The following is a 25,478-nucleotide window of genomic DNA, read 5'->3' as shown; positions in this document are numbered from 1 at the left end:
GTCAGACATCTCGCGGTGGTTGATCGAACTCATCGGCGGAGCGTAGCACGCCCGGCGCACCGAACCTCAGCGGCAGTTGGCCGCGGCCGTCTCCCGGTCGAAGACGTAGAAGCTCACGTCGTTCAGCATCACCCGGTGCAGGTGCGCGGCGTGTTCCCGCAGGTACGCCGTCACCTCGGGCGCGATGGGAGAGCGGGGCGACACCTTCGTGGCGACCGCGACGAGGCACGACGCCTTCGTGTCGACCGTCCACCGGTCGTGGAGGAACTGCTCCGGCTCCCACGGGGCGACGCCGCTGACGAGCACATCGCCGTGGTCGATCCCGGCGGCGCGGAGCGTCTGGTCCGCGCGGCCGAACCCGGTCGGCCCGTCGTTCCACACCAGCGCCGACGTGCCGACGGCGGCGATCAGCGCGAGCGCCAGGAGCACGCCGCCGACCGCGCGCAGCGACGCGGTGAGGATGCGGGAGCCGTGCGCCTTCAGGAGCCACGCGCAGCCGATCCCGGCCAGGATGCACAGCGCCCACGACCAGGCGTAGTAGTAGGACGCCAGCGCGTTCTGGGCGACGAACAGGTAGAACACGACGAGCGGCGCCAGCGCGAGGAGCAGGTAGACCACGAGGAAGCGGTTCGCCCGGTCGAACAGCGCCGCCAGGCAGCCGCCCGCGAGCACGACGACCGTGATGACCCCGAAGCCCTTCCACGCGAAGTACAGGTTGGCCCACCAGGGCGGATGACCCGTGGCCATCGACCCGAGGTCGATCAGGTGCCCGTTCTGGTTGTGGACGACCTGGAATTCGATCAGATCGCGCATGCCGGTCACGAAACCGATCGGCCAGTAGACCAGGAGCACGGTCGCGAGCAGAACGACGGCGGCGACGCCCAACGCGATCAGTACATCCTTGAGCCGGCGGCGCATGAGGATGAGGACCAGGAACGCCGGGATCATCACCGCGGTCGTCGGCTTGCTGGTGGCCGACAGCCCCAGGCTGAACGCGGCGATCCCGATCCAGACGACGGATCGGCCGTGATGCCACTGCCACGCCGCCGCCATCGCCGCGATGGCGAAGAACACCATGACGGGGTCGAGAACGGCGAACCGGTCCAGCCGGAACTCGAACGTGGTGTCGACGCCGCGCGGCAGCAGCAGCCAGAACGCGGTCGGGATCAACGCCGGCATCCAACCCAGCTCGGGCTTCAGCCAGAGGAAGATGATGACGCCGCCCAGGAGCGTCAGCGTCCCCACGAGCAGGCGCGGTGCGAGCGGCCCCTCGCCGAAGAGGAACTGGATGGCGCCGAACAGGTACTTCGCCGTCGGCGGCTGCTCGTGGTTGGCCCGGAGGTCGCCCTGGAGATACCAGCGTCCGACGATGATGTACTCGGGCTCGTCGGCGTTGGGATTCGCGGCGAGGATGTTCCAGAGGCACTGGTACGCGCCCCAGGCGAAGACCAGCACGAGCGCGATCCAGCGGACGGCGGGGCGCTGCCAGAAACCCGCCTGCGAGGGTGCGCGCGCGGGAGCAGTGGCGGCGGTGGTGCCGGCGCTCACCGCGACCCGCTTCCCGCCGTGGACCGCGCGGCCGACCCCGTACGCGTGCGCACGATCCGGCGAGGCAGCCCCGTGATGCCCCAGAGCGTCACCCGGGCGATCGCCTCCGCGACGATCGCGCCGCTCATCTTCGACGTTCCGTACGTACGCTCCTGGAAGGTGATGGGCACCTCCGTCACCCGCAGCCCCGCGTTATAGGAGCGTCGCAGCATGTCGATCTGGAAGCAGTAGCCGCGGCTGACCACATCCTCGTAGTGGATGCGGCGGAGCGCGTCGGCGCGGAACGCGCGGTAACCGCCGGTCACATCCCGCGCCGGCACCCCGAGCGCGACCCGTGCGTACAGGCTGCCGCCCTGCGAGAGGATGCGGCGGCGCAGCGGCCAATCGACGGTGCCGCCGCCTGCCACCCAGCGCGAGCCGAGCACGACGTCGGCGTCGTCGGTCGCGTCCAGGAGGCGGTGGAGCTCTTCCGGACGGTGCGAGCCGTCCGCGTCCATCTCCACGATGACGTCGTAGCCGCGGTCGAGGCCCCAGCGCATCCCGGCGCGGTAGGCGGCGCCGAGCCCGTCCTTGGTCTCGCGGTGCAGTACGTGGATGGCCGGATCGGCGGCGGCGAGGGCATCCGCCAGCTCGCCCGTGCCGTCCGGCGACGAGTCGTCGACCACGAGCAGATCCGCTTCGGGGGAGGCGGTGCGGAGGCGCTGCGCCAGGGGTTCGAGGTTCTGCCGCTCGTTGAAGGTCGGCATGACGACGAGCGTGCGCACTGTCCTCCCCGGGTCCGTCGATCACAGCCGCCGACGAATCCGGCGCCCGCAGTATTCTGTCATGCCCTTAGCGGGCGAGGACCCGGCAGTCGGCCCTTACGACGTGGCGGACTTCGGCGCGGCAGGCGAGCCGGCCAGCGGCAGCGAGACGCGGAACGTCGCTCCGCCGCCCTCCGTGTCGACCACGTCGACCGTGCCGTTGTGCGCGGCGACGATCGACGACACGATCGCCAGTCCCAGGCCGCTGCCGCCGGTCTCGCGGGCGCGGGAGGTGTCCGCGCGCCAGAAGCGCTGGAAGATCTTGTCCCGGATCTGCGGCGGGATGCCCTCGCCGTGGTCGCGCACCTCGAGCGTCGCGCGGTCGGCGCGGTGGTCGATGCGCACGGCGATCTCGATCGGACTGCCGTCCGGGGTGTACCGCAGGGCGTTGCCCATGAGGTTGGTGACGACCTGGCGGAGCTTGTTCTCCTCCGCCAGGACGATCGCGGGTTCGGAGGCGGGCCGCGTCAGCACGACCTTCTCCGCCGTCGTGATGGGCAGCGTCTCCGTCGTACCGCGGCGCGTACGGCCGCGGCGCAGGCGCGCGAGCGCGGAACCGGCGAAGGCGATCGGCCCGGTCGCGTTCGACGGCCGGGCGCTGGCGTCGGCGAGGGACATGGGAACCGTGTCCACGCCGAGGTCCACCTCCTCGTCCTCCTCGGGCGCGACCGGCTCGGGCGTCAGCACGGTGACGGTGCGGCCGGGGGAGCCGGCCATCGCGTCCATCGCCGCGTCCTGCGCGATCTTGACCAGGTCGACGCGGTGGAGGTCGAGCGGCTTCGTCTCGTCCAGGCGGGCGAGTTCGAGCAGGTCCTCGACCAGCGCGCCCATCCGGATCGCCTCCTTCTCGATGCGATCCATCGCCTGGGCCACGTCTTCCGGAGTCTGCAGCGCGCCCATCCGGTACAGCTCGGCGTACCCGCGCACCGACACCAGCGGCGTCCGCAGCTCGTGGGAGGCGTCGCCGACGAACCGGCGCATCTGGTCGATGGTGCGCGCGCGATCGCTGAACGCGCGGTCGATGCGGTTCAGCATGGTGTTGAGGGAGCGGTTCAGCCGCCCGACCTCGGTGTTGGGCGTCGCGCCGCCGAGGCGCTGACTGAAGTCGCCGTCCGCGATGGCCGCGGCCGTCTGCTCCACCTCGCGCAGGGGCGCGAACGTGGTGGTGACGAGCATGCGCGTCAGTCCGGCGCCGACGACGATCACGATGACGCCGAACCCGAGGAAGATCGCGAGGAAGCTCGCCATCACCGTGTCGATCTGCGAGGTCGTCGTCGCGACGATCGCCGTCGCGAGCTCGCCCGAACCGGCGAACGTCTGCGTCGTCGCCATCGCCCGGTACGTCGTGCGCCCGTCGTGGCTGTGCAGGAAGAACCCGCCGGGCATCGCCTTGGCCTCGGACAGCGTGAGGTTGTTCGGGATGTCCGGCCGGTGCGCGTACGGGATGTTCTTCCAGTTGGTCTTCAGCAGATCGCCGTCGGAGTTGTACAGCGCGGCGAAGTAGTCCGAGGGACTGGCGTCGGTGGCGATCTGGTCGGAGTCCGCCGACTGGGAGTAGAGGTACGTGTTGATGTACGTGGCGCCCGAGGCGGCGGAGAGCTGCGCATCCAGCTGGTCGAGCAGGACCGGCTTGAGCATCGACATCGTGCCGATGCCGGTCACGAGCAGCCCGAGCGTCAGCATGAGCACGGTCACGCCCGTGATCTTCGTGCGCAGGGAGATCGCGTTCCAGCGGTCGAGCAGGCGTGAGTGCATCAGGCCGTCAGTCTATGCAGCGGATGCTGTGCCGGGCATGTGCGCGATCTGTACGGCCGCCCAGCCCGGCAGCGCATCTCAGGCCTTGGCGGCCTTGAGCATGTAGCCGAACCCGCGCTTGGTCTGGATGAGCGGTTCGCTGGAGTGCGCATCCACCTTGCGGCGCAGGTACGAGATGTACGACTCGACGATGCCCGCGTCGCCGTTGAAGTCGTACTCCCACACGTGGTCGAGGATCTGAGCCTTCGACAGCACGCGGTTGGGGTTGAGCATGAGATAGCGCAGCAGCTTGAACTCGGTCGGGCTGAGCTCGATCGGGGTGTCGCCGACGAAGACCTCGTGCGTGTCCTGGTCCATGGTCAGCTCGCCGGCGCGGATGACCGCATCCTCGTCGGCCTGCATCGTACGGCGCAGGATGGCCTTGATGCGGGCGACGATCTCGTCGAGGCTGAACGGCTTGGTGACGTAGTCGTCGCCGCCGACGGTGAGTCCGGTGATCTTGTCCTCGGTGTCGTCCTTGGCGGTGAGGAACAGGATGGGCGCGGTGTAGCCGGCCCCGCGCAGCCGCTTGGTGACGCCGAAGCCGTTCATGTCCGGCAGCATGACGTCGAGGATGATGAGGTCTGGCTCCTCTTCGAGGACCGCGGAGATCGCCTGGGCGCCGTTGCCGACCGCCCGCACGGCGAACCCGGCGAATCGGAGGCTGGTGGTGAGGAGATCGCGGATGTTCGGCTCGTCGTCGACGATGAGAATGCGGGGTCCTGCGTTCATGGAAAACATTATCTGCGCGTGAGCTGATTCTTACCTGTGAGGCGTCGGTGCGCGGTCGGTGCTCCGCTCTGGTTTTCCCCGTGCGAACAGTGGATGCTGAGAGCATGTCGAACCCCACCGTCGTCATCGCGGGCGCCGGCCTCGCCGGGGCCACCGTCGCCGAGGAGCTGCGAGGGAGCGGCTTCGGCGGCCGCATCCTGCTCCTCGGGATGGAGGAGCACCATCCGTACATCCGCCCGCCGCTGTCCAAGGAGTTCCTGAAGGGCGACGCCGGCATCGAGGAGGCGGACGTGCATCCCGCCGCCTGGTACGCCGAGAACCACGTCGAGTTCGTCCCGAACGTCGAGGCGGGGTCGTTCGAGCCGTCCGCGCACGAGCTGTTCGTCTCGGACGGTGCCCGCATCACCTACGACAGCCTCGTGATCGCGACCGGCGCGAGCGCGCGTCCCCTCGGCGTCCCCGGCAGCGGCCACGGCGCGGTCTTCCCGCTGCGGACGCGCGAGGACTCGGCCTGGCTGCGCTCGGCGCTGGAGGTCGGCGGCCGCCGTGTGGTCGTGGTCGGCTCGGGCTGGATCGGGATGGAGGTCGCCGCCGCCGCGCGCGGGTACGGCAACGACGTGACCGTGATCGGCCGCTCCGCCGTGCCCCTGAGCGGCGCCCTCGGGCGCGAGCTCGGCGGCATTTTCGAACGGCTGCACCGGGCCAACGGCGTCGCCTTCCGCAATGACGCCAAGGTGGTCGGGGTCGACGGCGGCGAGGAGCAGGTGGTGGTGCTCGCGAGCGGGGAGCGCATCCCGGCGGACGTGGTCGTCGCAGGGGTCGGCGCCGCGCCGAACATCCAGGTCGCCGAGCGCTCGGGCCTCCGGATCGCGGACGGCGTCCTCACCGACAGGGGGATGCGCACCAGCATCGAGGACGTCTACGCCGTCGGCGACGTCGCGAACCCTTTCCTCCCGGCGCTCGGCCGCCACCTCCGCAGCGAGCACTGGGCGAATGCCATCACGACCGGGAAGGTGGCCGCGCACGCCATCCTGGGCGAGCGGGCGTCGTACGACGACATCCCGTACTTCTACTCCGACCAATACGATCTGGGCATGGAGTACTCCGGCTACGTGCCCCTCACGAAGGACGCGCGGGTCGTCTACCGCGGCGACGTCGAGGCGCCCGAGTTCATCGCCTTCTGGCTGCGCGGCGATCGCGTGGTCGCGGGCATGAACGTCAACGTCTGGGACGTGCAGGACGACATCCAGCGCCTCATCCGCTCGGGCGAGCGCGTGGATGCGGACCGGCTCGCCGACCGGGATGTCGACCTTGCAGCGGTCTGAGCCGTACCTGCCGCCGTTGCGCATCCCGGTGCGCACGATCGGCGCCCGCACCTTCGACTTCTCGCAGCAGGTCGCCGTCATGGCGGTGGTCAACCGCACCCCCGACTCCTTCTTCGACCAGGGCCGCACGTACGCCTTCGACCGCGCCGTCGACGCGTGCTTCGAGGCCGTCGCGCTCGGTGCCGACTGGGTCGACATCGGCGGCGCCCCCTTCGCGCCCGGGGAGCCCATCCCGGTCGAGGAGGAGGTGGAGCGCGTCGTGCCGGTCGTCGCCGCGCTGAGAGCCGGCTCCGACGTGGTCATCTCGGTGGACACGTTCCACTCGACCGTCGCACGGCACGCGATCGAGGCGGGCGCGACGGTGATCAACGACACCACGGGCCTCAGCGACCCGGAGCTCCCGCGCGTGGTCGCGGACAGCGACGCGACGCTGGTCATCACCCACAGCCTGGCGGAGCCGCGGCGGCCGTTCCCGCGGCCGCAGTACGGCGACGTGGTGGCGGATGTGTCGGCCTTCCTGCGCGATCGGGTCGACCGGGCGGTCGCGGCGGGCGTGCCCGAGGAGCGCATCATCCTCGACCCCGGTCACGACCTCAACAAGAACACGCTCCACTCGCTGGAGCTGACCCGTCGGCTCAGCGAGATCGCCGACCTGGGCTTCCCCACGCTCGCGGCGGTGTCGAACAAGGACTTCATCGGCGAGACGCTGGACGCCCCGCGCAGCGAGCGGCTGGAGGGGTCGCTCGCCGCCGCCGTGATCAGCGTGATGAATGGGGCGCGTATCGTGCGGATGCACGACGTGCGCGCCTCCGTCGCCGCCGTGCGCATGACGGAGGCGGTGCTCGGGTTGCGCGAGCCCGCCTACCTCAAGCACAACATGGGAGACGCGAATGAGTGACACCGCCCCGGCGGACGTGCCGGCCATCCACCGCCTGTCGCCGCTGCCCTCGCAGACCGCGCTGACCGACGACGAGATCACGGCGCTGTATGTGGAGGGCGCGGGGGACCCGTGGCTGCGCGTCAACTTCGTGTCGAGCGTGGACGGCGCGGCGACGCACCAGGGGCTGTCGGGCGCGCTGTCGAACGAGGTGGACGGGCGCGTGTTCGGCATCCTGCGCCGGCTGTGCGACGTCGTGCTCGTCGGCGCGGGCACCGTGCGCGCTGAGGGCTACGGCGCGATGCGGGTGGATGTGGCGTCTCAGTATGCGCGTCGCGGCGCCGGGATGACCCCGCATCCCGTCTTCGCCATCGTCTCGGCCGGGTTGGACCTCGACCCCCGCAGCTCGATCTTCCAGGACGCGCCGGAGCGGCCGATCATCCTCACCACGGAGCTGTCCCGGCCGGAGGCGCGCGACGCGCTCTCCGAGGTCGCCGACGTCGTCGTGTGCGGGCGGGAGCGGGTGCAGGCCGAGCGGGGACTCGCCGTGCTGCACGAGCGCGGGCTGACGCGCATCCACTGCGAAGGCGGACCGCGACTGTTCGCCGACCTCATCGCCGCTCGCGCGGTCGACGAGTTGTGCCTGACGATGAGCCCGCTGCTGGAGGCCGGGACGTCGTCCCGCATCGCGACCGGCGCCGCGCCCCTCGTGCCGCTCGGCCTGCGGCTCGCACACACCCTCCAGGGAGACGACACGCTGCTGCTGCGGTATGTCCGCGCCTGAACTGCGGCCGCACATCGACGCCGCGTTGGTGCGCCGGCTGGTCGACGAGCAGTTCCCCGAGTGGCGGGAGCTGCCCATCCGGCCGGTGGAGCACGACGGCTGGGACAACCGCACCTTCCGGCTGGGCGACCAGCTGAGCGTCCGGCTGCCCAGCGCCGAGGGGTACGTGGAGCAGGTGGCCAAGGAGCAGCGCTGGCTGCCGGTGCTGCGGGACCTGCTGCCGGTGTCCATCCCCTCGCCGGTGGCGGTCGGGGCGCCGGGGGAGGCGTACCCGTTCCCGTGGTCGGTCTACCGCTGGCTGCCCGGTACGCCGGTCGTGCTGCGCGGGGACGTATCGGAGGATGTGGGGCTCGCGACGGCGATCGGGCGGTTCCTCGTCGCGCTGCGGGGCGCACGGACCGAGGGCGCGCCGGGGCCGGGGACCCACAACTTCTTCCGGGGCGCGCCGCCGGAGGTGTACGAGGAGGAGGCGCTGGCTGCCTTCGCGCTGTTGGGGCCGGAGGCGTCGCGGGCGCGCTCGCTGTGGGCCTCGGCGACCTCATCGCGCTGGGACCGGGCGCCGGTGTGGTTCCACGGGGATGTGGCGCCGGGCAACCTGCTCGTGGATGAGGGCGGCGCGCTGTCCGCGGTGATCGACTTCGGCACGTCGGGGGTCGGGGATCCGGCGTGCGACCTCGTCCCGGCGTGGACCATGTTCGACGACGCGGCCCGCGACGCCTTCGTCGCGACGGTCGGACTCGACGAGGCGACGTGGGCGCGCGCCCGCGGCTGGGCGTTGTGGAAGGCCGCGATCACCGTGCGCGACCGCCCCGCCGACGCGGAGTCGCGAGCGACGCTCGCGCGCATCCTGCGCTGACGCGCGCGCCCGCCTTCGCCGTCCCTGGCCTCCGGGCATTCGTGACGAATGGTCGCTACGGAACGCTCATAACGACCATTCGTCACGAATCCTCGGCGTCTGATCCGCACAGCGGCGGCGCGGCTCCTACGCCGCCTGCAGCGCGTGCGCGTCCAGGATCGTGTATGAGTACCCCTGCTCCGCCAAGAAACGCTGGCGGTTCTGCGCGAAGTCCTGGTCCACTGTGTCGCGCGCGACCAGCGTGTAGAAGTTGGCCGACAGTCCCGACTCCTTCGGGCGGAGCAGGCGGCCGAGGCGCTGCGCCTCCTCCTGTCGGCTGCCGTATGAGCCGGACACCTGGATGGCGACCGTCGCCTCGGGCAGGTCGACCGAGAAGTTCGCGACCTTGCTCACCACGAGCACCTTCGTCCGGCCGTCGCGGAACTCCTGGAACAGCCGCTCCCGCTCATCCACCGGGGTCGCGCCGGTCAGCTGCGGCGCGTCCAGAGCCTGGGCGAGCTCGTCGATCTGGTCGAGGTACTGCCCGATGATCAGGATGCGCTCGCCCTCGTGCCGGTCGACGAGCTGACGCACGATGTCCAGCTTCGCCGGCGCCGTCGCCGCGAGACGGTAGCGCTCGTCGTCGGGGGCGGCGGCGTAGCTGAGCCGGTCGGACGCGGGCAGGTCGACGCGCACCTCGTAGCAGGCGGCGGGGGAGATGAAGCCCTGCGCCTCGATCTCCTTCCACGGGGCGTCGAAGCGCTTGGGGCCGATCAGGCTGAACACGTCGCCCTCGCGGCCGTCCTCGCGCACCAGCGTCGCCGTCAGGCCGAGCCGGCGGCGCGCCTGCAGCTCCGCGGTCAGCTTGAACACGGGCGCGGGAAGCAGGTGGACCTCGTCGTAGACCACGAGACCCCAGTCGAGCGCGTCGAGCAGCGCCAGGTGCGCGTACTCGCCCTTCCGCTTCGCCGTGAGGATCTGGTAGGTCGCGATCGTGACCGGCTTGACCTCCTTGACCTGCCCCGAGTACTCGCCGATCTCCTCCGCGGTCAGCGTCGTCCGCTTCAGCAGTTCGTCCCTCCACTGCCGCGCCGACACCGTGTTGGTGACCAGGATGAGCGTGGTCGTCTTCGCGGTCGCCATCGCCCCGGCGCCGACGAGCGTCTTGCCCGCGCCGCAGGGAAGGACGACGACGCCGGAGCCGCCGTCGAAGAAGTTGCCGACGGCCTTGCGCTGGTAGTCGCGCAGCGCCCAGCCGTCCTCCTTCAGCCCGATCTCGTGCGGGGTTCCCGGGGTGTAACCGGCGAGGTCTTCGGCCGGCCAGCCGAGCTTGACCAGCTCCTGCTTCAGCTGCCCGCGCGCCCACGCCTCGACGACGAACGTCTCGTCGTCGCGGCGCTCCAGCAGCAGCGGGGAGATGCGCTTGGCGCTCGCCACCTCGGTCAGCACCGCCAGATCTGCGGAGCGCAGCAGCAGCAGCGTCCCCTCGTCGTCCCGCTCGATGACCAGGCGGCCGTAGCGCGCGACGGTCTCCGTCACATCCACCGACACCGTCTGCGGGATGGGGAACTTCGAGTACCGCTCCAGCGTCCCGAGCATGTCCTCGGCGGTGTGGCCGGCGGCGCGCGCGTTCCACAGGCCGAGACGCGTGATGCGGTAGGTGTGGATGTGCTCGGGCGCCCGCTCCAACTCGGCGAAGACCGCGAGATCGTGCCGCGCGTCCTCCGCCTCGGCGTGCGCCACTTCGAGCAGCACGGTGCGGTCGCTCTGAACGATCAGGGGGCCATCCGACATAACTGCCAACCCTACGCCCTGCCGGTGTGGATCCTTCCCGAAGTGCAGCTTCTCGCGATCGACATGGCGCCCGACGCCGCAACAACCTGCACCTCGGCGGAGAAGACGACCACGCGGTGAAGTGCAGCTAGTTGCGGTCGACACGCCGCCTGACTGCGCAACTAGCTGCACTTCGGCGGGATGGATAGGGGAGGCGGGTCGCAGCGCCGCGGGTCAGGAGGCGGACTCGGGAGCGGGGCGCACCCCGCGGACGCTCGAGAGCGGGAGGGTGCGCTCGATGTCCGCCGCCCGGTCGCGCCCGCGCAGGCGGCCGCCGCCGACGCCGGTCGGCTCGAGGAGGTAGTCCACGACCCGGCCGTCGGGCATCGCGACCTCGATCACGATCGGCTGCCGCGCCCGCACGGCGAGGTCGAGCTGCCGGGCGAGCCAGCGCTCGCCGGTGTCGTCCCCGGCCTCCGCCTCCGCCTGCCGCAGTCGCTCGACCAGCTCGGCATCGCGATCATGCTCAGAAGCCGCCGAGGGATGCGCGATGCGCTGGCGCCGGAGGGTCACCTCGTTGCCGTCCGCATCCTCGGCCACGACCGGATACCGTGCGTCGCTGAGCGCCCAGAACACCACGTCGCGCGGGTACCGGCTGACCAGCTCCCCGTCCGCTCCCGGCGCCAGGCGCAGCGAGCCAAGCGCCTGATCCACCTGGATGGTCCGCAGCAGCGTCGCGTCCTCCGATCGCACCGCCGAACGCACGCCCTCCGCGCCCGCCACCTCGTGCACGCGCACGCGTCCGTGCCGCTCGGCCGCATCCTGGATGAGATAGTGGACCGGCTGCGGCAGCCCGGTCAGCGAGATGGTGGCCAGGAAGTCGCGGATGCCGTCCGCCGTCTCGCCCGCCGTGAGGGCGCGGTCGACCGACGCGGCCGAGATGCGGAACGTCGACGCCAGCGCCCGCGACTCCACCTCGGCCATCCCGCGCAGCCGGGACTCGATCTCGGGCGCGAGCGGCCCGGGCGACACGATGGTGAGGTCGTGCTGCAGATACACCTTGTCGACCTCGGCCGGGAACTGCGCCGCAATCGCCTCCGTCGCCGCGTCCGGGCCCTTCTCGACGAGGGCCGTCCCCGCCGAGCTCGGGGCCTGGTGCGCGGTGACGCCCAGCCACTCCGCGAGCCGGGTGTGGGCGTCGACACGCTCCTGCGCCTCCTCGACGGCGGCGGGATACAGCCACGCGACGTGCTCCCGCAGGCTGTCGCCCCAGGCGGCTCGGCTGCGCAGGGCGAGCAGCGCGCGGACGTCGCCGGGCAGCGCATCCAGCCAGGCCGCCGCGAGCGCGCGCCAGCGTGCGGGAGTGGGGAGTGACCCCACGCGGACGCGGCCTCAGTGGGAAGCCACATCCCATCCTCGACGGCGACGAGCCCGGCGCGCTCGGCGGCGGACAGCGCGACCGGGACGAGGTCGGCCTCCAGCGACAGGGCCTCGGCCAGGCGCTTCACGGCCGGGAGCGCCAGTCCGCCCTTCTGCAGCCGGCGGGCGCCCTCGCGGCCGAGCTCGGCCAGCAACTCCGAGACCGCGGTGACGGACTCGAACGCGCGCTCGGCCGCGAGCCGGTCGGTGAAGCGGCGCTCGGTGTCCGGCACCGGCGCGAGCGCGGGCGGCGGGGGAGTGCCGAGCAGGTCGGCCGGCGACGGCAGCCCCTGCGACGGCCACGCGTCGAGCTGCGCGGCCACCGCGTCGTAGACGCCGTACGCGTCATCCTCCGCGGGCTCCACCAGGAGCAGGTCGGCGAGCTCCCGGAGTGCGACGCGCACATCCTCCGGAGCCGTCTGCGCGGTTGCGGGCTCGGCGGCGAGCAGCGCGGCCGTCTCGGCGGCGGTCAGCGGCGTCGCGGCGCGTCCGAGCACGAGCAGCGCACCGAGGTGGACGCGGTCCAGCGGCGCGAGGGCGCGCTGCAGCGAGTCGGCGTCGAGGAGCGCGTCGGCCAGATCGAAGAAGTCGGCGATCCCCGTGCGACGGTAGGAGCGGCGGCGCAGCGTCTCGGTGAGGACGGCGTCGTCCAGCCCCCGCAGCCGGGCTGCGAGAGCGAGCGTGGTGGTCATCCGCCGAACCGCCGGGCGTTCCGCCTAGCGCCGGCCCTTCGGGTCGACGGCGTTGGCCCGGTTCGCCGCGCGGTTGCGCCGGGCGCTCACGATGAGCAGCACGATGATCAGAACGAACGCGATCGGCAGTGCCACGAGCGGGAAGAAGAAGACCGTCGGCCAGAGGCCCTGACCCGATCCCTGCTGCGCGAACTGGCCCGTCGCGGTGCCGATCAGGATGGCCGCGATGCAGACCAGGGAGACGATGACGAACGCGGCGATGATGTACGCGAGGATGCGCTGGAGCCGCGATGCCGGCGGCGGGGTCTGCTGGGTCACGAAATCAAGGATAATTGAGGCTGGTCATTCGATCCCCCAAGGAGTGAGGTTCCCATGCCAACCGGCAAGGTCAAGTTCTACGACGAGGAGAAGGGCTTCGGCTTCATCAGCTCCGATGACGGCCAGGAGGTCTTCCTTCACGCCTCGGCGCTGCCCGCCGGCGCCGTCGTCAAGGCCGGAACCCGCCTCGAGTTCGGCATCGCCGACGGCAAGCGCGGTGCGCAGGCGCTGTCCGTGCGCGTGCTGGAGGCTCCGCCGAGCCTGGTGAAGATGAAGCGCAAGTCAGCCGACGACATGGCGATCATCGTCGAAGACCTGGTGAAGCTCCTCGACGGCATCGGCGCCAACCTGCGCCGGGGCAAGTACCCGGACAAGGCGCACGGCGCGAAGATCGCGGCCGTGCTGCGCAAGGTCGCGGACGATCTGGATGCCTGAGCAGGACGAGCACACGGAGCAGCCGGAGGGCGAGCAGCCGGAGGGCGCCGACCAGACGGTCGAGCCCCAGGGCGCGGACGCGCCTGTCGCGTCGGAGGGGTCTGACGCGTTCGTCGAGTCCGAGGCGGTCGAGGCGGCCGTCGAGGTCGAGCCGGAGTCCCAGCCCGTGCCCGTGCTCGTGGCCGACGAGGAACTGCTCGCCGCCGTCCCGCTCGCGCTCAGCGGCCTGAAGGAGATCACCCCCGAGGCGACCATCGGCGCGCCGCTCGGTCACGTCGTGGAGGGCCCCGGCGTCCTGTCGCTGCTCTTCGAGACGCGCCTCGCCGGTTACCCCGGCTGGCACTGGACCGTGACCATCGGCCGGGCCGACGACTCCGACGAGCCGACCGTGCTCGAGGCCGAGCTCATGCCCGGCGACGGCGCCCTGCTCGCGCCCGACTGGGTGCCGTGGTCCGAACGCCTCGCCGAGTACCAGGCCGCCCAGGAGGCGATCGCTGCGCAGGAGGCGGAGTCCGGCGACGACGACGATGAGGACGACGAGTCCGACGTCGACGAGTCCGAGGATGACGACGACGAGGACGAGGACGACGACGCCTTCGACGAGTCGGAGGACGACGCGGACGTGCACGACCTCCACGCTGACGACGACCTCGACGGCGTGGACATTGACAGCGTCGACGTCGACTTCGACGAGGTGACCGACGTCGACCCCGACCTCGACCTGGAGGCCGAGGAGGCCGCCGCGCTCGCCGATCCGGAGGACGACTCGGACGACGAGGAAGACTCCGAAGAAGACGACGAAGAGTCCGACGACTCAGCGCCGGCGGCTGATGGTGAGGTAGCCCATCCCGAGCACGCCGAGGACCAGTCCGACGATGACCGTCCAGAGCCAGGTGCCGCTGGGGACGCCGACGATGAGCAGGACGACGAGGGCGACCACCCACAGGCCTAGCCCGACCAGCACGGCCCGCCGGTCGTCCGTCTTCGCGGGGACCGGATCGGGCCGACGCTCGTCGTCGCGCAGCCAGAGGCGCATGGGCCGGCTCAGCCCAGCCGCTCGACCACGTACTCGATGCAGCCGATCAGCGCGCGGACGTCTGACGGCTCGATGGCCGTGAACGTCGCGACCCGCAGCTGGTTGCGTCCGAGCTTGCGGTAGGGCTCGGTGTCGACCACGCCGTTGGCGCGCAGCGTCTTGGCGACCGCCGCCGCGTCGATGGCGTCGTCGAAGTCGATCGTGACGACGACCTGCGACCGGTGGTCCGGGTTCGCGACGAACGGCGTCGCGTAGTCGACCGACTCGGCCCACTCGTACAGCGCGCCCGACGACTCGCGGGTCCGCGCGTCGGCCCAGGCGAGACCGCCGTTGCCGTTCATCCACTCGACCTGGTTCTCGAGCAGCACCAGCGTCGAGATCGCCGGGGTGTTCAGCGTTTGGTTGAGCCGCGAGTTGTCGACAGCGTTCTTCAGGCTCAGGAACTCGGGGATGTAGCGGCCGCTCGCCGCGATCTGCTCGACACGCTCCAGCGCGGCGGGGGAGAAGAGGGCCAGCCACAGGCCGCCGTCCGAGGCGAAGTTCTTCTGCGGGGCGAAGTAGTAGACGTCCGCCTCGCTCGCGTCCAGGTCCACGCCGCCGGCCGCGCTCGTCGCGTCGATCACCGTCAGCGCGCCCGCGTCGCCGTGGACGCGGCGCACCGGGGCCATCACGCCGGTCGAGGTCTCGTTGTGCGGCCAGGCGTACACATCCACGCCCTCCACGACCTCGACCTCGCTGCGCGACCCGCCCGGCGCCTCGAGGACGTGCGGAGCCTCTAGCCACGGCGTCTTCGCGGCCTTGGCGAACTTGCCGCCGAACTCGCCGAACACCAGGTTCTCGCTGCGCTTCTCGATCAGGCCGAAGGCGGCCGCATCCCAGAACGCCGTCGAGCCGCCGTTGCCGATGACCACCTCGTAGCCCTCCGGCAGGCGGAACAGCTCGCCCAGGCCCTCGCGCACGCGGCCGACCAGGTTCTTGACCGGCGCCTGGCGGTGGGACGTCCCAAGCAGCGCGGAGCCGGGACCGGCGAGGTACGCGACCTGCTCCGGGCGGACCTTGGAGGGTCCGCATCCGAATCGACCGTCGGCGGGCAGCAGCTCAGAGGGGATCGTGACGTCCGGCATAAAGGAAGTGTATTGGCTGTTGAAGACCCAGGACGGCGCGCGGGGTGGTCCTGCGGCCGCCTGTGCCTGCCTGTCATCCGTAGCAAGTAGGCTGATATCCGGCATTCGCACGCCGTCACGTGGAGGGGTTCATGACCGATCTGATCGATACGACCGAGATGTACCTCCGCACGATCCTGGAGCTGGAGGAGGACAACATCGTCCCCCTGCGTGCGCGCATCTCGGAACGTCTCGGCCACTCGGGTCCCACCGTCTCCCAGACCGTCGGCCGGATGGAGCGCGACGGCCTCGTCGTCGTCTCCGGCGACCGCCACCTCGAGCTCACCGACGAGGGCCGCCGCAAGGCCGTGCACGTCATGCGCAAGCACCGCCTGGCCGAGCGCCTGCTCAGCGACGTCATCGAGCTGGAGTGGGAGTACGTCCATGAAGAGGCGTGCCGCTGGGAGCACGTGATGAGCGAGCAGGTCGAGCGCAAGCTGCTGACGATGCTGGGCCACCCGACGGAGTCGCCGTACGGCAACCCGATCCCGGGTCTCGGCGAACTCGGAGCGCCCGACACCTCCGCATCCACTGAGAGTCTGATCAACCTCGTCGACGTCGTCCGCGGCAACGACGCGGCCGTCACCGCGAAGATCCGCCGCCTCGGCGAGCCGGCCCAGGTCGACCCCGAGCTGCTGCTGCAGCTCAAGCAGGCCGGCGTGATTCCCGGCTCGACCGGCACTTTCTCTCCTGCTGGCTCGTACGTCGCCGTCCAGATCGACGGCTTCGAGCCCGGCCTGGAGCTGCCGAACGAGCTCGCGGCCCACATCTTCGTCGACGCCTGACTCCGTTACCGATTCGTTAAAAAGTCCGCCAAACGTGTGACAAACGCGAGGCGGTCCCGTAGTCTCTTACGAGTCCGAACGGGCCAGAAGCCGGCCCATCAGGACCCCGGGTCGTGACGCTCCACCCCCTTTGAACCCGTCTCACGATCCGTGAAGCCGAAGCCACCCAGCTTGGGACGGGGGCAGCAACCCTAGTGCTGCCGGAGCGCTGGAGGTCACACCTTGGCAGTTTCGAGCACGCCCGGTCCCGACCAGGACCGCACGAACCCGGACCAGAGCCCCACTTCCCCCGCCAACCGTCGCGCCCTGCGCACGAGCGCGCCCGCGTCCACCCCGGCGACGTCGCCGGCCCGTGGCGCCGTCGCGACGCGCACCGGTTCGACGCCTGCGCAGCAGCCGAAGAAGAAGCGCAAGGGCGGCTGGATCCTGAACGCCGCGGTCATCACCGTCGCCGCGGGTCTCGTTGGTACGATGGCGCTCCCCGCCTTCGCGTTCAACCCGAACGGTGCCGACCGCGCGGGCTTCGGCCCCAGCGCCGCCGACTCCATGAAGAAGGCGCAGTCGCAGACCGTCGAGGTCGGCGGGGTCGCCTCCGCCGCCGTCAACCGCGATGCCGCCTCCGCGACCACGCAGGAGCAGCTGGACGCGCAGAAGGCCGCCCAAGCCGCTGCGGCAGCCGCCGAGGCCGCCCGCCGCCAGGCCGCCGTGCAGCTCGCGAACTACAGCAGCGCCTCCGCGACCGGTCCGTCGGTCTCCGACTTCCTGGCCAACCCGCCATACCCGAACTTCAGCCTCTCGCAGGTCTTCTCGGTCGCCCAGCAGTACATCGGCACCCCGTACGTCTACGGCGGCGCCAGCCCCGCGGGCTTCGACTGCTCCGGCTACGTCATGTACGTGTACGCCCAGTTCGGCATCAACCTCCCGCACTCGGTGTCGGGCCAGGCCGCCATGGGCAAGCGCATCTCGATCGCGGACGCACAGCCCGGCGACCTGGTGATCATGCCCGGCCATGACGGCTTCTACGCCGGCAACGGCAACATCATGGATGCGCCCGACACGGGCCGTTCGATCTCGATCCGCCCGATCTGGACGAGCAACTACTACATCGTCCGTCTCGGTATCTGACCGGTTTCCGTCCGGTAAACACTTCGCACCACAGCCAGGAACGGCGCGCCTCGATTAAGAGGCGCGCCGTTTCTGGGTTATTCTTGCGTTCTGAGCTGCCTCGTCGCAGCTAAGAATTCGGAGGATCCGATGGCCGGAAGTCGTTCCGCCGGGTCGCTGAGGGCGACCGGATGGGACGAGCGCGGCCAAGATTTCCTCGCCTGCCGCCACCATGTCGAGGCCTGCCACCGCCACCATGTGGCCTGCCACCACCATGCCGCCGCCACCTTGGGCGCTGTCCGCACGGACAGTGCCCTTTTTGTTTGCCGTTTTTCCAGCTCTCACCTTTTCCCGGAAGGTCGCAGATGAAGACTCTGGTTCTGAACGCCAGCTACGAACCGCTCGGCGTGATCTCGACGCGGCGGGCGGTCATGCTCGTCCTCGCCGGCAAAGCCTCGACCGTCGCGGGGACCGGCGCGCAACTGCACAGCCGATCCCTGGTCCTGGATGCCCCGAGCGTCGTCCTCCTGAACCAGTACATCCGCGTCCCGCACCGCCGCATCCCGCTCACGCGCAAGAGCGCCCTGGAGCGTTACGGCCACGTGTGCGCGTACTGCGGCAAGTTCGGCGACACCCTCGACCACGTCATCCCGCGGGCGCGCGGCGGGACGCACACGTGGGACAACGTGGTGATCGCGTGCTTCCGCTGCAACAACATCAAGTCGGACCGGCTGCTGGCGGACCTGGGCTGGAAGCTGCCGTTCGAGCTGAAGGAGCCCCACCTCAACATGGCGGCCCTGATCTCGATGCGCTGGAGCGACCCCAACTGGGACGAGTACACGGAGCCGTGGAGGCGGCACGAGCTGCAGTTGGCGGGGTGAGGGGCGACCGGCCGGTCACGCGCGGGTAATCGCGATCATCTGGTCTGGTATCGACATTCGCTCAGCGACATTCTGACCCACCTAGGGGGAAGCGGGCATGCGATCGCGGGCGTTCTGATCTGTCATCGTGGACCAGGTCGCCCGAATGCCTCGGGCTGCTTTCGATCATCTGCAGGAGACATCCGTGACCGATTCCACGTTGGTAGTAGATTCCCCCGTGACGAATCCCGCGGAGGAATCCGTCCCGTCACGCTCACGGACGCGAGTGTGGGTCCTCTGCCTCGGCAGTCTCAGTGTGGTTCTCTTGGCGGCTGTCATCGCGTTGAGCATTGGCCTGAACAGCGCAACCCAAACTGCGGCGGATCTTCATCGGCAGGTCAAGAACGCCACCTCGCATGCGACCGAGTCTGCGGCGCAGCTGCAGGACGCGCAGGCGCAGCTTGCTGCTGCCAACCGTTCGCTGACTCTCTGCCAGGCGGATTCCGCGCACTACAAGACCGCTGACGGCTATATGCGCCAAGCCGAAAAGAGCCTCGCCTCTGCTAGCCAGCTATACCTCGCTCAGTCCGTGAATGCAGGGACCACGTTCGTAACGGATGCCTCTTCAATGACCGAGAAGGCGAACGCCGAAATTGCACTCGTCGGGGGTTGCTAGCGGGCGGACCGGGTTGCGGGGAGTCGCGATCGCAACACGGTGCGGCCACGAAACGCGGATGGCTCCACAGGTGGCGTCGTACCAGGCGAGTACGCGGAAGCGCGGCGTAAGAACGAACTGCTCGCCGCAGGGTTAGGCGCGGGCCCTTCGGGCGCCCGCCCTTCGGTAGACTTGCCGGGCCAGCCTCTGTAGCTCAATGGAAGAGCAGTTCCGTCCTAAGGAAACGGTTGGGGGTTCGAGTCCCTCCAGGGGCACCTTAGAGGCGATGCGGAACGCCCGGGCGGAACCAATCTTGGCTGTGATCCCCGGCTTGACCGACATCGCTTGTCTAGATTGCGCAAATCTGGCGGGCCATCTGAACGCTTTGACGGCTGTGTTTACAGGGCGGGGGCGGCGGGAAGCACTGGCATCGTAATTCAGCCTCTGAGTGACCACTCCACTCGTCAACGAGTAATGCATGCTTAACCCGTGGAAGTGCAGCAGCGGATTGTCTACGAGTTGGGGCGGCGCAGAGACTTGTGGGAACAAGTGCTCGCTTTGCCGGAGGTGGATTCCAGCGCGGTTCGACGTCTCGGGCTTTACGCGGGCCAGGCAGGGATCTACAGGGATGCAGCGAACTCCAAGGCGCAGCTTGGGGGAGATGGGCTCGCCTTGTCATTGCGACACAACGGCGCTAGCTACAACGACGACTTATCTGACGACGGCCTCATCTACCACTACCCATTGACAAAGCGCATCGGCCGGCATGACGAAGCCGAGGTCGCTTCGGCCAAGGCAGCATATGAACACAGCATGCCTCTGTTCGTGATCCTCGGTAGCAAGGATTCTCGATCCCGTACGTTGCGGCTTGCATACATTCAAGACTTTGATGACGAAGCGCGCATCTTCCTCGTGGTTTTTATTGATGAGGTTGCTAGCTCAGAACCCGTTGATGAGGTAAATTTCAGTCTCTTCGAGTCTAGGGATGACCGAGGGCTGGCCATTATCCGCAAACGTCCGAATCAACAGCGCTTCAAGTTTGAGGTACTGCGCATGTACGGTGCAGGGTGTGCCGTCTGCGGCGTTCGAGAGCCGGCGCTGATCACAGCGGCCCATATTGTCCCGAAGAAGGCAAAGGGTGCAGACGATCCAAGAAACGGCTTGCCGCTGTGCGCGAATCACCATCTCGCATTTGACGCAGGCCTATGGAGAATTGCGCCCGGAAACTACCGGGTGGTTACGCCAGAGCGCACAACCCTTGAGGACCTTCAGATCACGCGAGCCGACTTGAGCCACCTACCCCAGCTTCCTCATGAGGAGGGTCTCGCTTGGTCGTGGAAGCGAGGCTTCAAGAAGGTCTAGCGGTTCTGACCGGATGCCCGGGTGGCATGCGTGGTCAGCTGGAGAGCATTCCTTCATCGTTCGGTCTCCGGGTCGAGCGTCAGGTCCGGAACCGATGGCCGCCCATACCTGTACGGTGTGCGAAGCGAGGAACCAGCTTCTGTGATGTTCGACGCTCTCGGCTCATTCGATCAGCTGGAAATCTTCGTGGGTCGCGTCTTCGCCGCCGGCCCGGCACGCTTCACCGCCCGCTTCCACGAAACCCAGGAAGGTTGCCTCCATGGGCAACGAACAGCTCCCTACCGTCGAATCTTTCGTACACGCGGTCGCGCACGCTTTGGACACGGCCCCACCGACGGGTCCACGTGGTATCCGCATCGGGATGAACACCGGCGCAAGGTTGTCGCCAGTAACAGGGACAAGCGACTTACACCACGCGCGTCAGCGGGGTGGTGGGAGGGGGTGCGCCTGGACTGGGGAAGAAGTCGACGTGAGCGCTTGCGAGCCGGACACCAGGCGCCCCGCTAGCTCCTGCAGCGCAGCAGTCCTTTCCCTACGCGGCTGGTCGAGTTCGAGCGAGGCCAGCTCCACACTGATGTCGTTGACCTCCACGCGGTCGTACGGCGGCCGCTCGGGGTAGATGAGCGTGCATTCCGACACGTGGTACCGGGCTGCGTATGCGAGCGCTTGATACACGTTGTCCGGCGACGGGCCTTGTGCGGAGACACGCTTGTACTTCGCATCGGCGACCGCGACCACACGAGGCCCTCGGCGAATCGTGATGTCGGGACGAATCTGCACGTGACCGGAAGTGTCGAGGTCGTCCCAGCGTTGCAGGTCGACGGTCAGGTCGCTGTCCTTGAACGCCTGTCGCAAACCGTGGCCCACCACGTCCTCGAAGACTCGGTTCATATCCACCATGAAGCCCGACGCAGCCGTCGATCCATCCTCTTCGAACATCAGGGAGCCCGATCGAAGGATGATCCGTGCCAGGGCGACCGCCGGCCGATAGCGCAGGTTGAGGCGGGTCCAGTGGACAGCGGGCGGCGATGGGGATGGTCGGGTCGGCACCACGTCGATCAGCTGGTATTCGAGTCGACGCAGGCGGGCGAGCAGCGCGGCCGGCACACCCGGCAGTCGGAGGAGCAGCCGCCCGGCTCCCGCGAGGAGCTGATTCTCGATGACGTTCGTCGAGTACTCGTCGTAGCTGACTGCGATAGGAAGTGGCAGGCCTGGGTTTCGGGCCAGCTGCCGGCTGAGGTCGATGCGTCCGCGGACCGCATAGAGGTCCGCTTCCTCGGTGAAGTAGCCCTGAAGGATGCCGGCGTGCAGGGCGCGTTCCGCGGCGGCGAGGAACGCTCCGGCAATGGTCGGCACGAGATCCTCGGACGTGGCCCACTCGACGTCCCTCTGATCCCAGGCGATCTGATCGATCGACGAGACCAGCAACTCGATCAGCCGGTGTGGCCGGATCTTCGGCCTCACGCGGACGCTCAGATCATCGAAGCGCGTCGTGCCGACGAACTGACTGGCCGTGATGGACCAGCGACCAGGGCGAGCCACGTCCGGGCGGACGCTGAACATGCGCGTGCGGGCGATGAGTTGTAGTGCTTCCGGCGACAGTTCGACGCCGTGGGCCGTTTCCCATTCGGCGAGGTCAATCCTCATGAGCGTTGCGGATCCCCGCGCGCACGGCGTTGAGCGAGAACCTGTCCAGGTCCTCCCCGGTGCCGTAGAAGCGTTCCTCGAGGAGAGGCAGGATCGCGTGAGCCCAGATGCGCTCCAGGCGACCGGAATCCATGACGGTTGGAGTCATCAGATAACTGGGGCCGATCGCAACATCCGGATCGCCAAGCCGTCTGTTCAGTTCGGCTAGGAGGTGCGCGGGCTCGTCGGGCATTCCGTTTTGAGCGAGCCACTTGGCCAGGACATCGCTGACCGGGGCAGCCGCAGGCGCCATTTCAACGAAGTAGAAGCGTCGTCGCATGGCGGCGTCGACCAACGCGATCGACCTGTCGGCGGTGTTCATGGTGCCGATGATGTAGAGGTTCGCCGGCAGCGTGAACTCCATCTCGGAGTACTGGAGGCTGATCGGCCGCTCACGGTATTCAAGCAAGAAGTACAGCTCGCCGAAGACCTTGGCGAGATTGGCGCGGTTGATCTCGTCGATGATGAGAACATGCGGTGTGTCGGGCGCGGCGGCAGCTGCCTCGGCGATGCGGCGCAGCGGGCCCGGCTTGATCTGGAAGTCGACTCGGCCCGACGTTCCGGGCACAGGACGATATCCCTCGAAGAAGTCCTCATAGGTGTAGGAGGGGTGGAACTGCACGAGCTCCGAGGCCCCACCGCCGTTCGCGAAGTGATCGGCGAGCGCCTGAGCGAGGAATGTCTTTCCTGTGCCGGGCGGCCCATAGAGCACGATCTGCTTCTTCTCCTCGAGCAGTTCGATGACGTCGGTCAGCCACGACTGAGGGAGCAGGAGATCGTGCTCGAGGGCGCGGGTCGCGCGCGGCAACGTGAGTTCTCGGGCCTGCGGCGCTGAAGCGGGCTCGTCCCAGGTGCGCCCGTTGACCCAGCGTTCCAGCTCCTCGATCTCCGAGGTGATCAGGCTAACCGTGAGCAGTGTTTTCATCCGGGACTGGAGGCTCGGGGCGATGGTTCGCCGCTGGATCGGCTGCTCAGCGTTCAACCACTCTACCGACCGAATGGTCTCGATTCGCGTGCGTGCCGCGCGGTCCACCGGTGGTGAGTTGACGACACCGAGGTAGACGTCCTGACCGTTCACGGTGATCACGTAGTCCCCGATCTCGACCTTGTTGACGAATCGCCAGACCTGGCCGAGTTCGGCGCTGTAGGTGCCGGTCGTCGTGTCGACTCCGGCCTCCTCTGAAAGACTGCGCAGCTCGTCCCGGCTCATACCTGGTTTCACTGGGAACGGGAATGAGTCGGCGAATCCGATCGCGCAGATGCCTTGGCTCAGCCATGCGGGCACCTTTTCGCCGCCCGCGCCGCGAATGAGCCATGCCCCGCGCGACACCGGCTCAAGCTCGCTGGTTGTGGCCGACTCCGGCGAGCCGCCATCGCCCTGTGGAGCATCGCCTTCGGCAGCCTCGTTCTGCGGTTGCCAGAGTGGGCGTACCTCCGGGGTGTAGAACGAGAAGTCGGTGCCGTAGGTGGGCGAAAGACGCTTCCTGACATTCGCGATCGTCTCGTCGTCGTTGAGGCCACGTTCACCCTCTTCGGCAAGGTCGGCCAGTTCTCGCTTGTGATACTGACTGACCATGTCCTCGAAATAGTTTGGATGAACGAGATGAAGGAGGGCGTGGCGTTGGGTCTGGTCCGCAATCCCGTCGAGCTCAAACACCATCGCACGGAACGCGAGCGGGTCGCGCAGCCAAATGCCACGATCTTCTGCGGACGCGGACGTCCATCGGGCGGCGAAGCGCACAAGCAGCCAGAGCTGATTCGGCCGACGGGTGAAGAAGGAGGTTCCGGGCGCGGCGAGGCCCGCGTGGAGCGCCTGATCGAAGATGCCGCTCGGACCGACCGCGCTTCCCAGTTCGGCCATCTGGTCCAGAAGTTCTCGTTTGGACCCGTAGCCCTGCTTCGTCGGGGACGCGATGACGAGGTGGAGCCAGGCCAGCTCCTCGAAGAGCTGCCCCGCCGGCCGGGATACGCCCCTCAGCTGGTCACCGAGCTTCGCGATGAAGGAACGTTTGCTCTCATCCGGGCTCTCGACGAAATCGCGAGTGAGCTCTGCCGCGGAATCGGCCGTCCATACCCGGGAAGCATCGGGATCGTTGGCGGGAAGAAAACTCGACCTCAGGTCGCGAAGCGAGGTTTCCCGAAAGGCGTCCAGGGCCTCATAGACCTTTATGGCGCTCTCGCCATGCAGTCGCGTCTTCATCGATCGCTCCTTCTCGCGCGGGACCGCCCACGTCCGTTTCGGCTCGGGGCGGGGTTTGTCGTAGGGGACCGCTGCGGATGTAAATAAACCGGTCGGTTGGGTCGCGGGTGCGCCCTTGGTGATGATTTCATATTCGGCGGACTTGAGTCGCCCACGCCGCTTTGAGGTCGACAGGCCGGATGAGGGAGCGATCCGTAGGTGCCGCACATCGAGTCGCTGCAGCGTCCCGTGCCGTTGGACAGTTGTGTCACGCACCCGTATTGGGGAGTTCAGCAATGCTGCGATGACCGACAGACTGCAATTGGACCTTGATACGTAGAGCCGAAAGTAGACGAACGCTTGTTTGTTGGACATCCGGCGCCGTACGCGCTTTCCGACGCGATCGGCGACCCCTCCGCAAGTGGTGTAGCGCCCTTCGTCCCTATTGCGGTTCTCGTAGTCGGTGTCGTCCTCGTCGGTGCTATCGTCTGGGCGCTGCTCGTCATTCGAAGAAGGAGCATCGTCCGCTTCGCGAGCTCGGCGCTCAAGGCGCTCGACGGGCTGAACGCCGGCTATCGGCCGCACTTTCAAAAACAACCAGCGATCCGACACGACTTCACCGCAAGAGTCGAGTCGAAAGCGAAATACGACCGGTTCGACCTTGGGAGCTATTTGAGCCGGTGCGTGCTCGACAATGAGCAGTGGTTTGAGCAAGAAATCGGCCTGCGGGCAGCTCCACTTCAGCATTACAAGTCGTATCAGCACGACTTCGATCTGATCGAACATCTCGAGCTCGGCAGGAGCGGCGACCCCCGGCTCCGACCCGAGCAATTCGCAGCGATCGAGCGACGGTTGCTGAATCGGCAAAAGCTCGCGTGTCCGACGCCCAAGGCTCGGATCACCTCTACCGTGCGGTACACGAGCCCGAAAGGTAAGAACTCGTACGCGAGCACCATCACCTGGGATTTCGAACAGTTGCAGTACGGCCTCGCGGCCGCTCAAGCCGAGCGAGCGCGACAGTCAACTGTGCAGTTCCTTCGCAAGCGGGAGCGAGACGCGATGACGGCCGGACTCCGAACCAAGGTGATGAGGCGCGATAGCTTCCGGTGCCAGATGTGCGGTGCGTCCCGGCCGGACGGAGTCACCCTTCATGTGGATCACATTCTTCCGGTCAGCCACGGTGGCCGCACCGTTCTCGAAAATCTGCAGACACTGTGTGCAGACTGCAACCTCGGCAAGGGCAACTCGTTCGTCGGCTAGACGCCTGCTCGACCGGGCATTAGCCCTGCCAGCTGATTCAAATTGCTGCTCCT

23 protein-coding genes, 1 tRNA gene and 1 pseudogene are annotated in these 25,478 nt (G+C 68.4%); 14 read left to right on the top strand and 11 right to left on the bottom strand.

Annotated elements, in window-relative coordinates:
* Positions 1–66: 66 nt before the first annotated feature.
* The 4 genes from ACRAWB_RS08635 to ACRAWB_RS08620 all read right to left on the bottom strand — a co-directional run bounded on the left by ACRAWB_RS08635 (position 67) and on the right by ACRAWB_RS08620 (position 4,877).
* Complete coding sequence (locus tag ACRAWB_RS08635) at positions 67–1,548, bottom strand: glycosyltransferase family 39 protein (protein ID WP_431352969.1); 1,482 nt, start codon at positions 1,546–1,548, stop codon at positions 67–69.
* Positions 1,545–2,294 carry a polyprenol monophosphomannose synthase gene (locus tag ACRAWB_RS08630; protein ID WP_431352968.1) on the bottom strand — a complete coding sequence of 250 codons (750 nt, stop codon included), beginning with the start codon at positions 2,292–2,294 and terminating at the stop codon, positions 1,545–1,547. Before ACRAWB_RS08630 ends, ACRAWB_RS08635 begins: the two co-directional genes overlap by 4 nt.
* A gap of 114 nt (positions 2,295–2,408) precedes the next feature.
* On the bottom strand, positions 2,409–4,106 hold the full coding sequence (locus ACRAWB_RS08625; RefSeq protein ID WP_431352967.1) for a sensor histidine kinase: 1,698 nt from the start codon (positions 4,104–4,106) through the stop codon (positions 2,409–2,411).
* Positions 4,107–4,184: 78 nt separating this feature from the next.
* Positions 4,185–4,877, bottom strand: coding sequence for a response regulator transcription factor (locus ACRAWB_RS08620; RefSeq protein ID WP_018191755.1), 693 nt, complete (start codon positions 4,875–4,877; stop codon positions 4,185–4,187).
* 104 nt (positions 4,878–4,981) lie between these two features.
* Between ACRAWB_RS08620 and ACRAWB_RS08615 the strand changes: the two genes are divergently transcribed.
* From ACRAWB_RS08615 to ACRAWB_RS08600, 4 genes are read left to right on the top strand one after another with little or no spacing between them, the layout of a single operon-like run.
* The gene (locus ACRAWB_RS08615; protein WP_431352966.1) at positions 4,982–6,202 is read left to right on the top strand and encodes an NAD(P)/FAD-dependent oxidoreductase; all 1,221 of its coding nucleotides are present in this window, start codon (positions 4,982–4,984) and stop codon (positions 6,200–6,202) included.
* A complete protein-coding gene (gene folP / locus ACRAWB_RS08610) occupies positions 6,156–7,100 on the top strand; it encodes a dihydropteroate synthase (protein ID WP_431352965.1) in 945 nt (314 codons plus the stop codon). Before ACRAWB_RS08615 ends, folP begins: the two co-directional genes overlap by 47 nt.
* Positions 7,093–7,863 (top strand): pyrimidine reductase family protein, encoded by a 771-nt coding sequence (locus ACRAWB_RS08605; protein ID WP_431352964.1) that lies wholly within the window; start codon positions 7,093–7,095, stop codon positions 7,861–7,863. Before folP ends, ACRAWB_RS08605 begins: the two co-directional genes overlap by 8 nt.
* On the top strand, positions 7,850–8,719 hold the full coding sequence (locus ACRAWB_RS08600) for an aminoglycoside phosphotransferase family protein (protein WP_431352963.1): 870 nt from the start codon (positions 7,850–7,852) through the stop codon (positions 8,717–8,719). The genes ACRAWB_RS08605 and ACRAWB_RS08600 overlap by 14 nt, the downstream gene beginning before the upstream one ends.
* A gap of 126 nt (positions 8,720–8,845) precedes the next feature.
* Here the strand turns inward: ACRAWB_RS08600 and ACRAWB_RS08595 are convergent, their stop codons facing one another.
* Both ACRAWB_RS08595 and ACRAWB_RS08590 read right to left on the bottom strand, forming a co-directional pair.
* A complete protein-coding gene (locus tag ACRAWB_RS08595) occupies positions 8,846–10,492 on the bottom strand; it encodes a DNA repair helicase XPB (RefSeq protein WP_431352962.1) in 1,647 nt (548 codons plus the stop codon).
* Between the two features lie 213 nt (positions 10,493–10,705).
* Positions 10,706–11,851 (bottom strand): helicase-associated domain-containing protein, encoded by a 1,146-nt coding sequence (locus ACRAWB_RS08590; RefSeq protein ID WP_431352961.1) that lies wholly within the window; start codon positions 11,849–11,851, stop codon positions 10,706–10,708.
* Between the two features lie 207 nt (positions 11,852–12,058).
* On the opposite strand from ACRAWB_RS08590, the gene ACRAWB_RS08585 reads away from it, so the two are divergent.
* Positions 12,059–12,223: a hypothetical protein gene (locus tag ACRAWB_RS08585; RefSeq protein ID WP_431352960.1), complete on the top strand. Its 165-nt coding sequence runs from the start codon at positions 12,059–12,061 to the stop codon at positions 12,221–12,223.
* Positions 12,224–12,606: 383 nt separating this feature from the next.
* On the opposite strand, the gene ACRAWB_RS08580 is transcribed toward ACRAWB_RS08585, so the two are convergent.
* Positions 12,607–12,900 carry a hypothetical protein gene (locus ACRAWB_RS08580; protein ID WP_431352959.1) on the bottom strand — a complete coding sequence of 98 codons (294 nt, stop codon included), beginning with the start codon at positions 12,898–12,900 and terminating at the stop codon, positions 12,607–12,609.
* A 54-nt stretch (positions 12,901–12,954) separates the two neighbouring features.
* On the opposite strand from ACRAWB_RS08580, the gene ACRAWB_RS08575 reads away from it, so the two are divergent.
* Both ACRAWB_RS08575 and ACRAWB_RS08570 read left to right on the top strand, forming a co-directional pair.
* Positions 12,955–13,335, top strand: a complete 381-nt coding sequence (locus ACRAWB_RS08575; RefSeq protein WP_018191747.1) for a cold-shock protein — start codon at positions 12,955–12,957, stop codon at positions 13,333–13,335.
* On the top strand, positions 13,328–14,287 hold the full coding sequence (locus ACRAWB_RS08570; RefSeq protein WP_431352958.1) for a DUF3027 domain-containing protein: 960 nt from the start codon (positions 13,328–13,330) through the stop codon (positions 14,285–14,287). Before ACRAWB_RS08575 ends, ACRAWB_RS08570 begins: the two co-directional genes overlap by 8 nt.
* Here the strand turns inward: ACRAWB_RS08570 and ACRAWB_RS08565 are convergent.
* A pseudogene (locus ACRAWB_RS08565) lies at positions 14,216–14,371 on the bottom strand (DUF2530 domain-containing protein); the annotation flags it as partial. The gene ACRAWB_RS08570 and the pseudogene ACRAWB_RS08565 sit on opposite strands and share 72 nt — an antisense overlap.
* Positions 14,372–14,379: 8 nt before the next feature.
* Complete coding sequence (serC, locus tag ACRAWB_RS08560; protein WP_431352957.1) at positions 14,380–15,495, bottom strand: phosphoserine transaminase; 1,116 nt, start codon at positions 15,493–15,495, stop codon at positions 14,380–14,382.
* Positions 15,496–15,626: 131 nt separating this feature from the next.
* On the opposite strand from serC, the gene ACRAWB_RS08555 reads away from it, so the two are divergent.
* From ACRAWB_RS08555 to ACRAWB_RS08530, 6 genes are all read left to right on the top strand, one after another.
* Positions 15,627–16,319, top strand: coding sequence for a metal-dependent transcriptional regulator (locus ACRAWB_RS08555; protein WP_431352956.1), 693 nt, complete (start codon positions 15,627–15,629; stop codon positions 16,317–16,319).
* 222 nt (positions 16,320–16,541) lie between these two features.
* Positions 16,542–17,444 carry a C40 family peptidase gene (locus tag ACRAWB_RS08550; RefSeq protein WP_431352955.1) on the top strand — a complete coding sequence of 301 codons (903 nt, stop codon included), beginning with the start codon at positions 16,542–16,544 and terminating at the stop codon, positions 17,442–17,444.
* A 344-nt stretch (positions 17,445–17,788) separates the two neighbouring features.
* Complete coding sequence (locus ACRAWB_RS08545) at positions 17,789–18,304, top strand: HNH endonuclease (RefSeq protein ID WP_431352954.1); 516 nt, start codon at positions 17,789–17,791, stop codon at positions 18,302–18,304.
* A gap of 304 nt (positions 18,305–18,608) precedes the next feature.
* Entirely contained in the window at positions 18,609–18,959 is a 351-nt protein-coding gene (locus tag ACRAWB_RS08540) for a hypothetical protein (RefSeq protein ID WP_431352953.1), read from the top strand.
* Between the two features lie 182 nt (positions 18,960–19,141).
* Positions 19,142–19,213, top strand: a tRNA-Arg gene (locus ACRAWB_RS08535).
* A gap of 214 nt (positions 19,214–19,427) precedes the next feature.
* The gene (locus ACRAWB_RS08530; RefSeq protein WP_431352952.1) at positions 19,428–20,300 is read left to right on the top strand and encodes an HNH endonuclease; all 873 of its coding nucleotides are present in this window, start codon (positions 19,428–19,430) and stop codon (positions 20,298–20,300) included.
* Positions 20,301–20,720: 420 nt separating this feature from the next.
* Here the strand turns inward: ACRAWB_RS08530 and ACRAWB_RS08525 are convergent, their stop codons facing one another.
* Together ACRAWB_RS08525 and ACRAWB_RS08520 are read right to left on the bottom strand one after the other, a co-directional pair.
* Positions 20,721–21,947, bottom strand: coding sequence for an McrC family protein (locus ACRAWB_RS08525; RefSeq protein WP_431352951.1), 1,227 nt, complete (start codon positions 21,945–21,947; stop codon positions 20,721–20,723).
* Positions 21,937–24,186, bottom strand: a complete 2,250-nt coding sequence (locus ACRAWB_RS08520) for an McrB family protein (RefSeq protein WP_431352950.1) — start codon at positions 24,184–24,186, stop codon at positions 21,937–21,939. The genes ACRAWB_RS08525 and ACRAWB_RS08520 overlap by 11 nt, the downstream gene beginning before the upstream one ends.
* Positions 24,187–24,525: 339 nt before the next feature.
* Here ACRAWB_RS08520 and ACRAWB_RS08515 point away from each other — a divergent pair, with 339 nt between their 5' ends.
* Positions 24,526–25,425, top strand: a complete 900-nt coding sequence (locus ACRAWB_RS08515; RefSeq protein ID WP_431352949.1) for an HNH endonuclease — start codon at positions 24,526–24,528, stop codon at positions 25,423–25,425.
* The last annotated feature ends 53 nt before the right edge of the window (positions 25,426–25,478 follow it).

Source organism: Leifsonia poae (assembly GCF_050632865.1).
GTDB lineage: Bacteria > Actinomycetota > Actinomycetes > Actinomycetales > Microbacteriaceae > Leifsonia > Leifsonia poae_B.
The sequence above is the reverse complement of the archived record's forward strand: the minus strand, read 5'-3'. Positions and strand labels throughout refer to the sequence as shown.

Excerpts from the sequence above, each read along its gene's own strand:
- ACRAWB_RS08555 (WP_431352956.1), top strand. The coding sequence starts at position 15,627 with ATGACCGATCTGATCGATACGACCGAGATGTACCTCCGCACGATCCTG.
- ACRAWB_RS08525 (WP_431352951.1), bottom strand. The coding sequence starts at position 21,947 with ATGAGGATTGACCTCGCCGAATGGGAAACGGCCCACGGCGTCGAACTG.
- ACRAWB_RS08595 (WP_431352962.1), bottom strand. The coding sequence starts at position 10,492 with ATGTCGGATGGCCCCCTGATCGTTCAGAGCGACCGCACCGTGCTGCTC.
- serC (WP_431352957.1), bottom strand. The coding sequence starts at position 15,495 with ATGCCGGACGTCACGATCCCCTCTGAGCTGCTGCCCGCCGACGGTCGA.
- ACRAWB_RS08620 (WP_018191755.1), bottom strand. The coding sequence starts at position 4,877 with ATGAACGCAGGACCCCGCATTCTCATCGTCGACGACGAGCCGAACATC.
- ACRAWB_RS08570 (WP_431352958.1), top strand. The coding sequence starts at position 13,328 with ATGCCTGAGCAGGACGAGCACACGGAGCAGCCGGAGGGCGAGCAGCCG.
- ACRAWB_RS08575 (WP_018191747.1), top strand. The coding sequence starts at position 12,955 with ATGCCAACCGGCAAGGTCAAGTTCTACGACGAGGAGAAGGGCTTCGGC.
- ACRAWB_RS08545 (WP_431352954.1), top strand. The coding sequence starts at position 17,789 with ATGAAGACTCTGGTTCTGAACGCCAGCTACGAACCGCTCGGCGTGATC.
- ACRAWB_RS08630 (WP_431352968.1), bottom strand. The coding sequence starts at position 2,294 with ATGCCGACCTTCAACGAGCGGCAGAACCTCGAACCCCTGGCGCAGCGC.
- ACRAWB_RS08605 (WP_431352964.1), top strand. The coding sequence starts at position 7,093 with ATGAGTGACACCGCCCCGGCGGACGTGCCGGCCATCCACCGCCTGTCG.
- ACRAWB_RS08625 (WP_431352967.1), bottom strand. The coding sequence starts at position 4,106 with ATGCACTCACGCCTGCTCGACCGCTGGAACGCGATCTCCCTGCGCACG.
- ACRAWB_RS08615 (WP_431352966.1), top strand. The coding sequence starts at position 4,982 with ATGTCGAACCCCACCGTCGTCATCGCGGGCGCCGGCCTCGCCGGGGCC.
- ACRAWB_RS08520 (WP_431352950.1), bottom strand. The coding sequence starts at position 24,186 with ATGAAGACGCGACTGCATGGCGAGAGCGCCATAAAGGTCTATGAGGCC.
- folP (WP_431352965.1), top strand. The coding sequence starts at position 6,156 with ATGCGGACCGGCTCGCCGACCGGGATGTCGACCTTGCAGCGGTCTGAG.
- ACRAWB_RS08600 (WP_431352963.1), top strand. The coding sequence starts at position 7,850 with ATGTCCGCGCCTGAACTGCGGCCGCACATCGACGCCGCGTTGGTGCGC.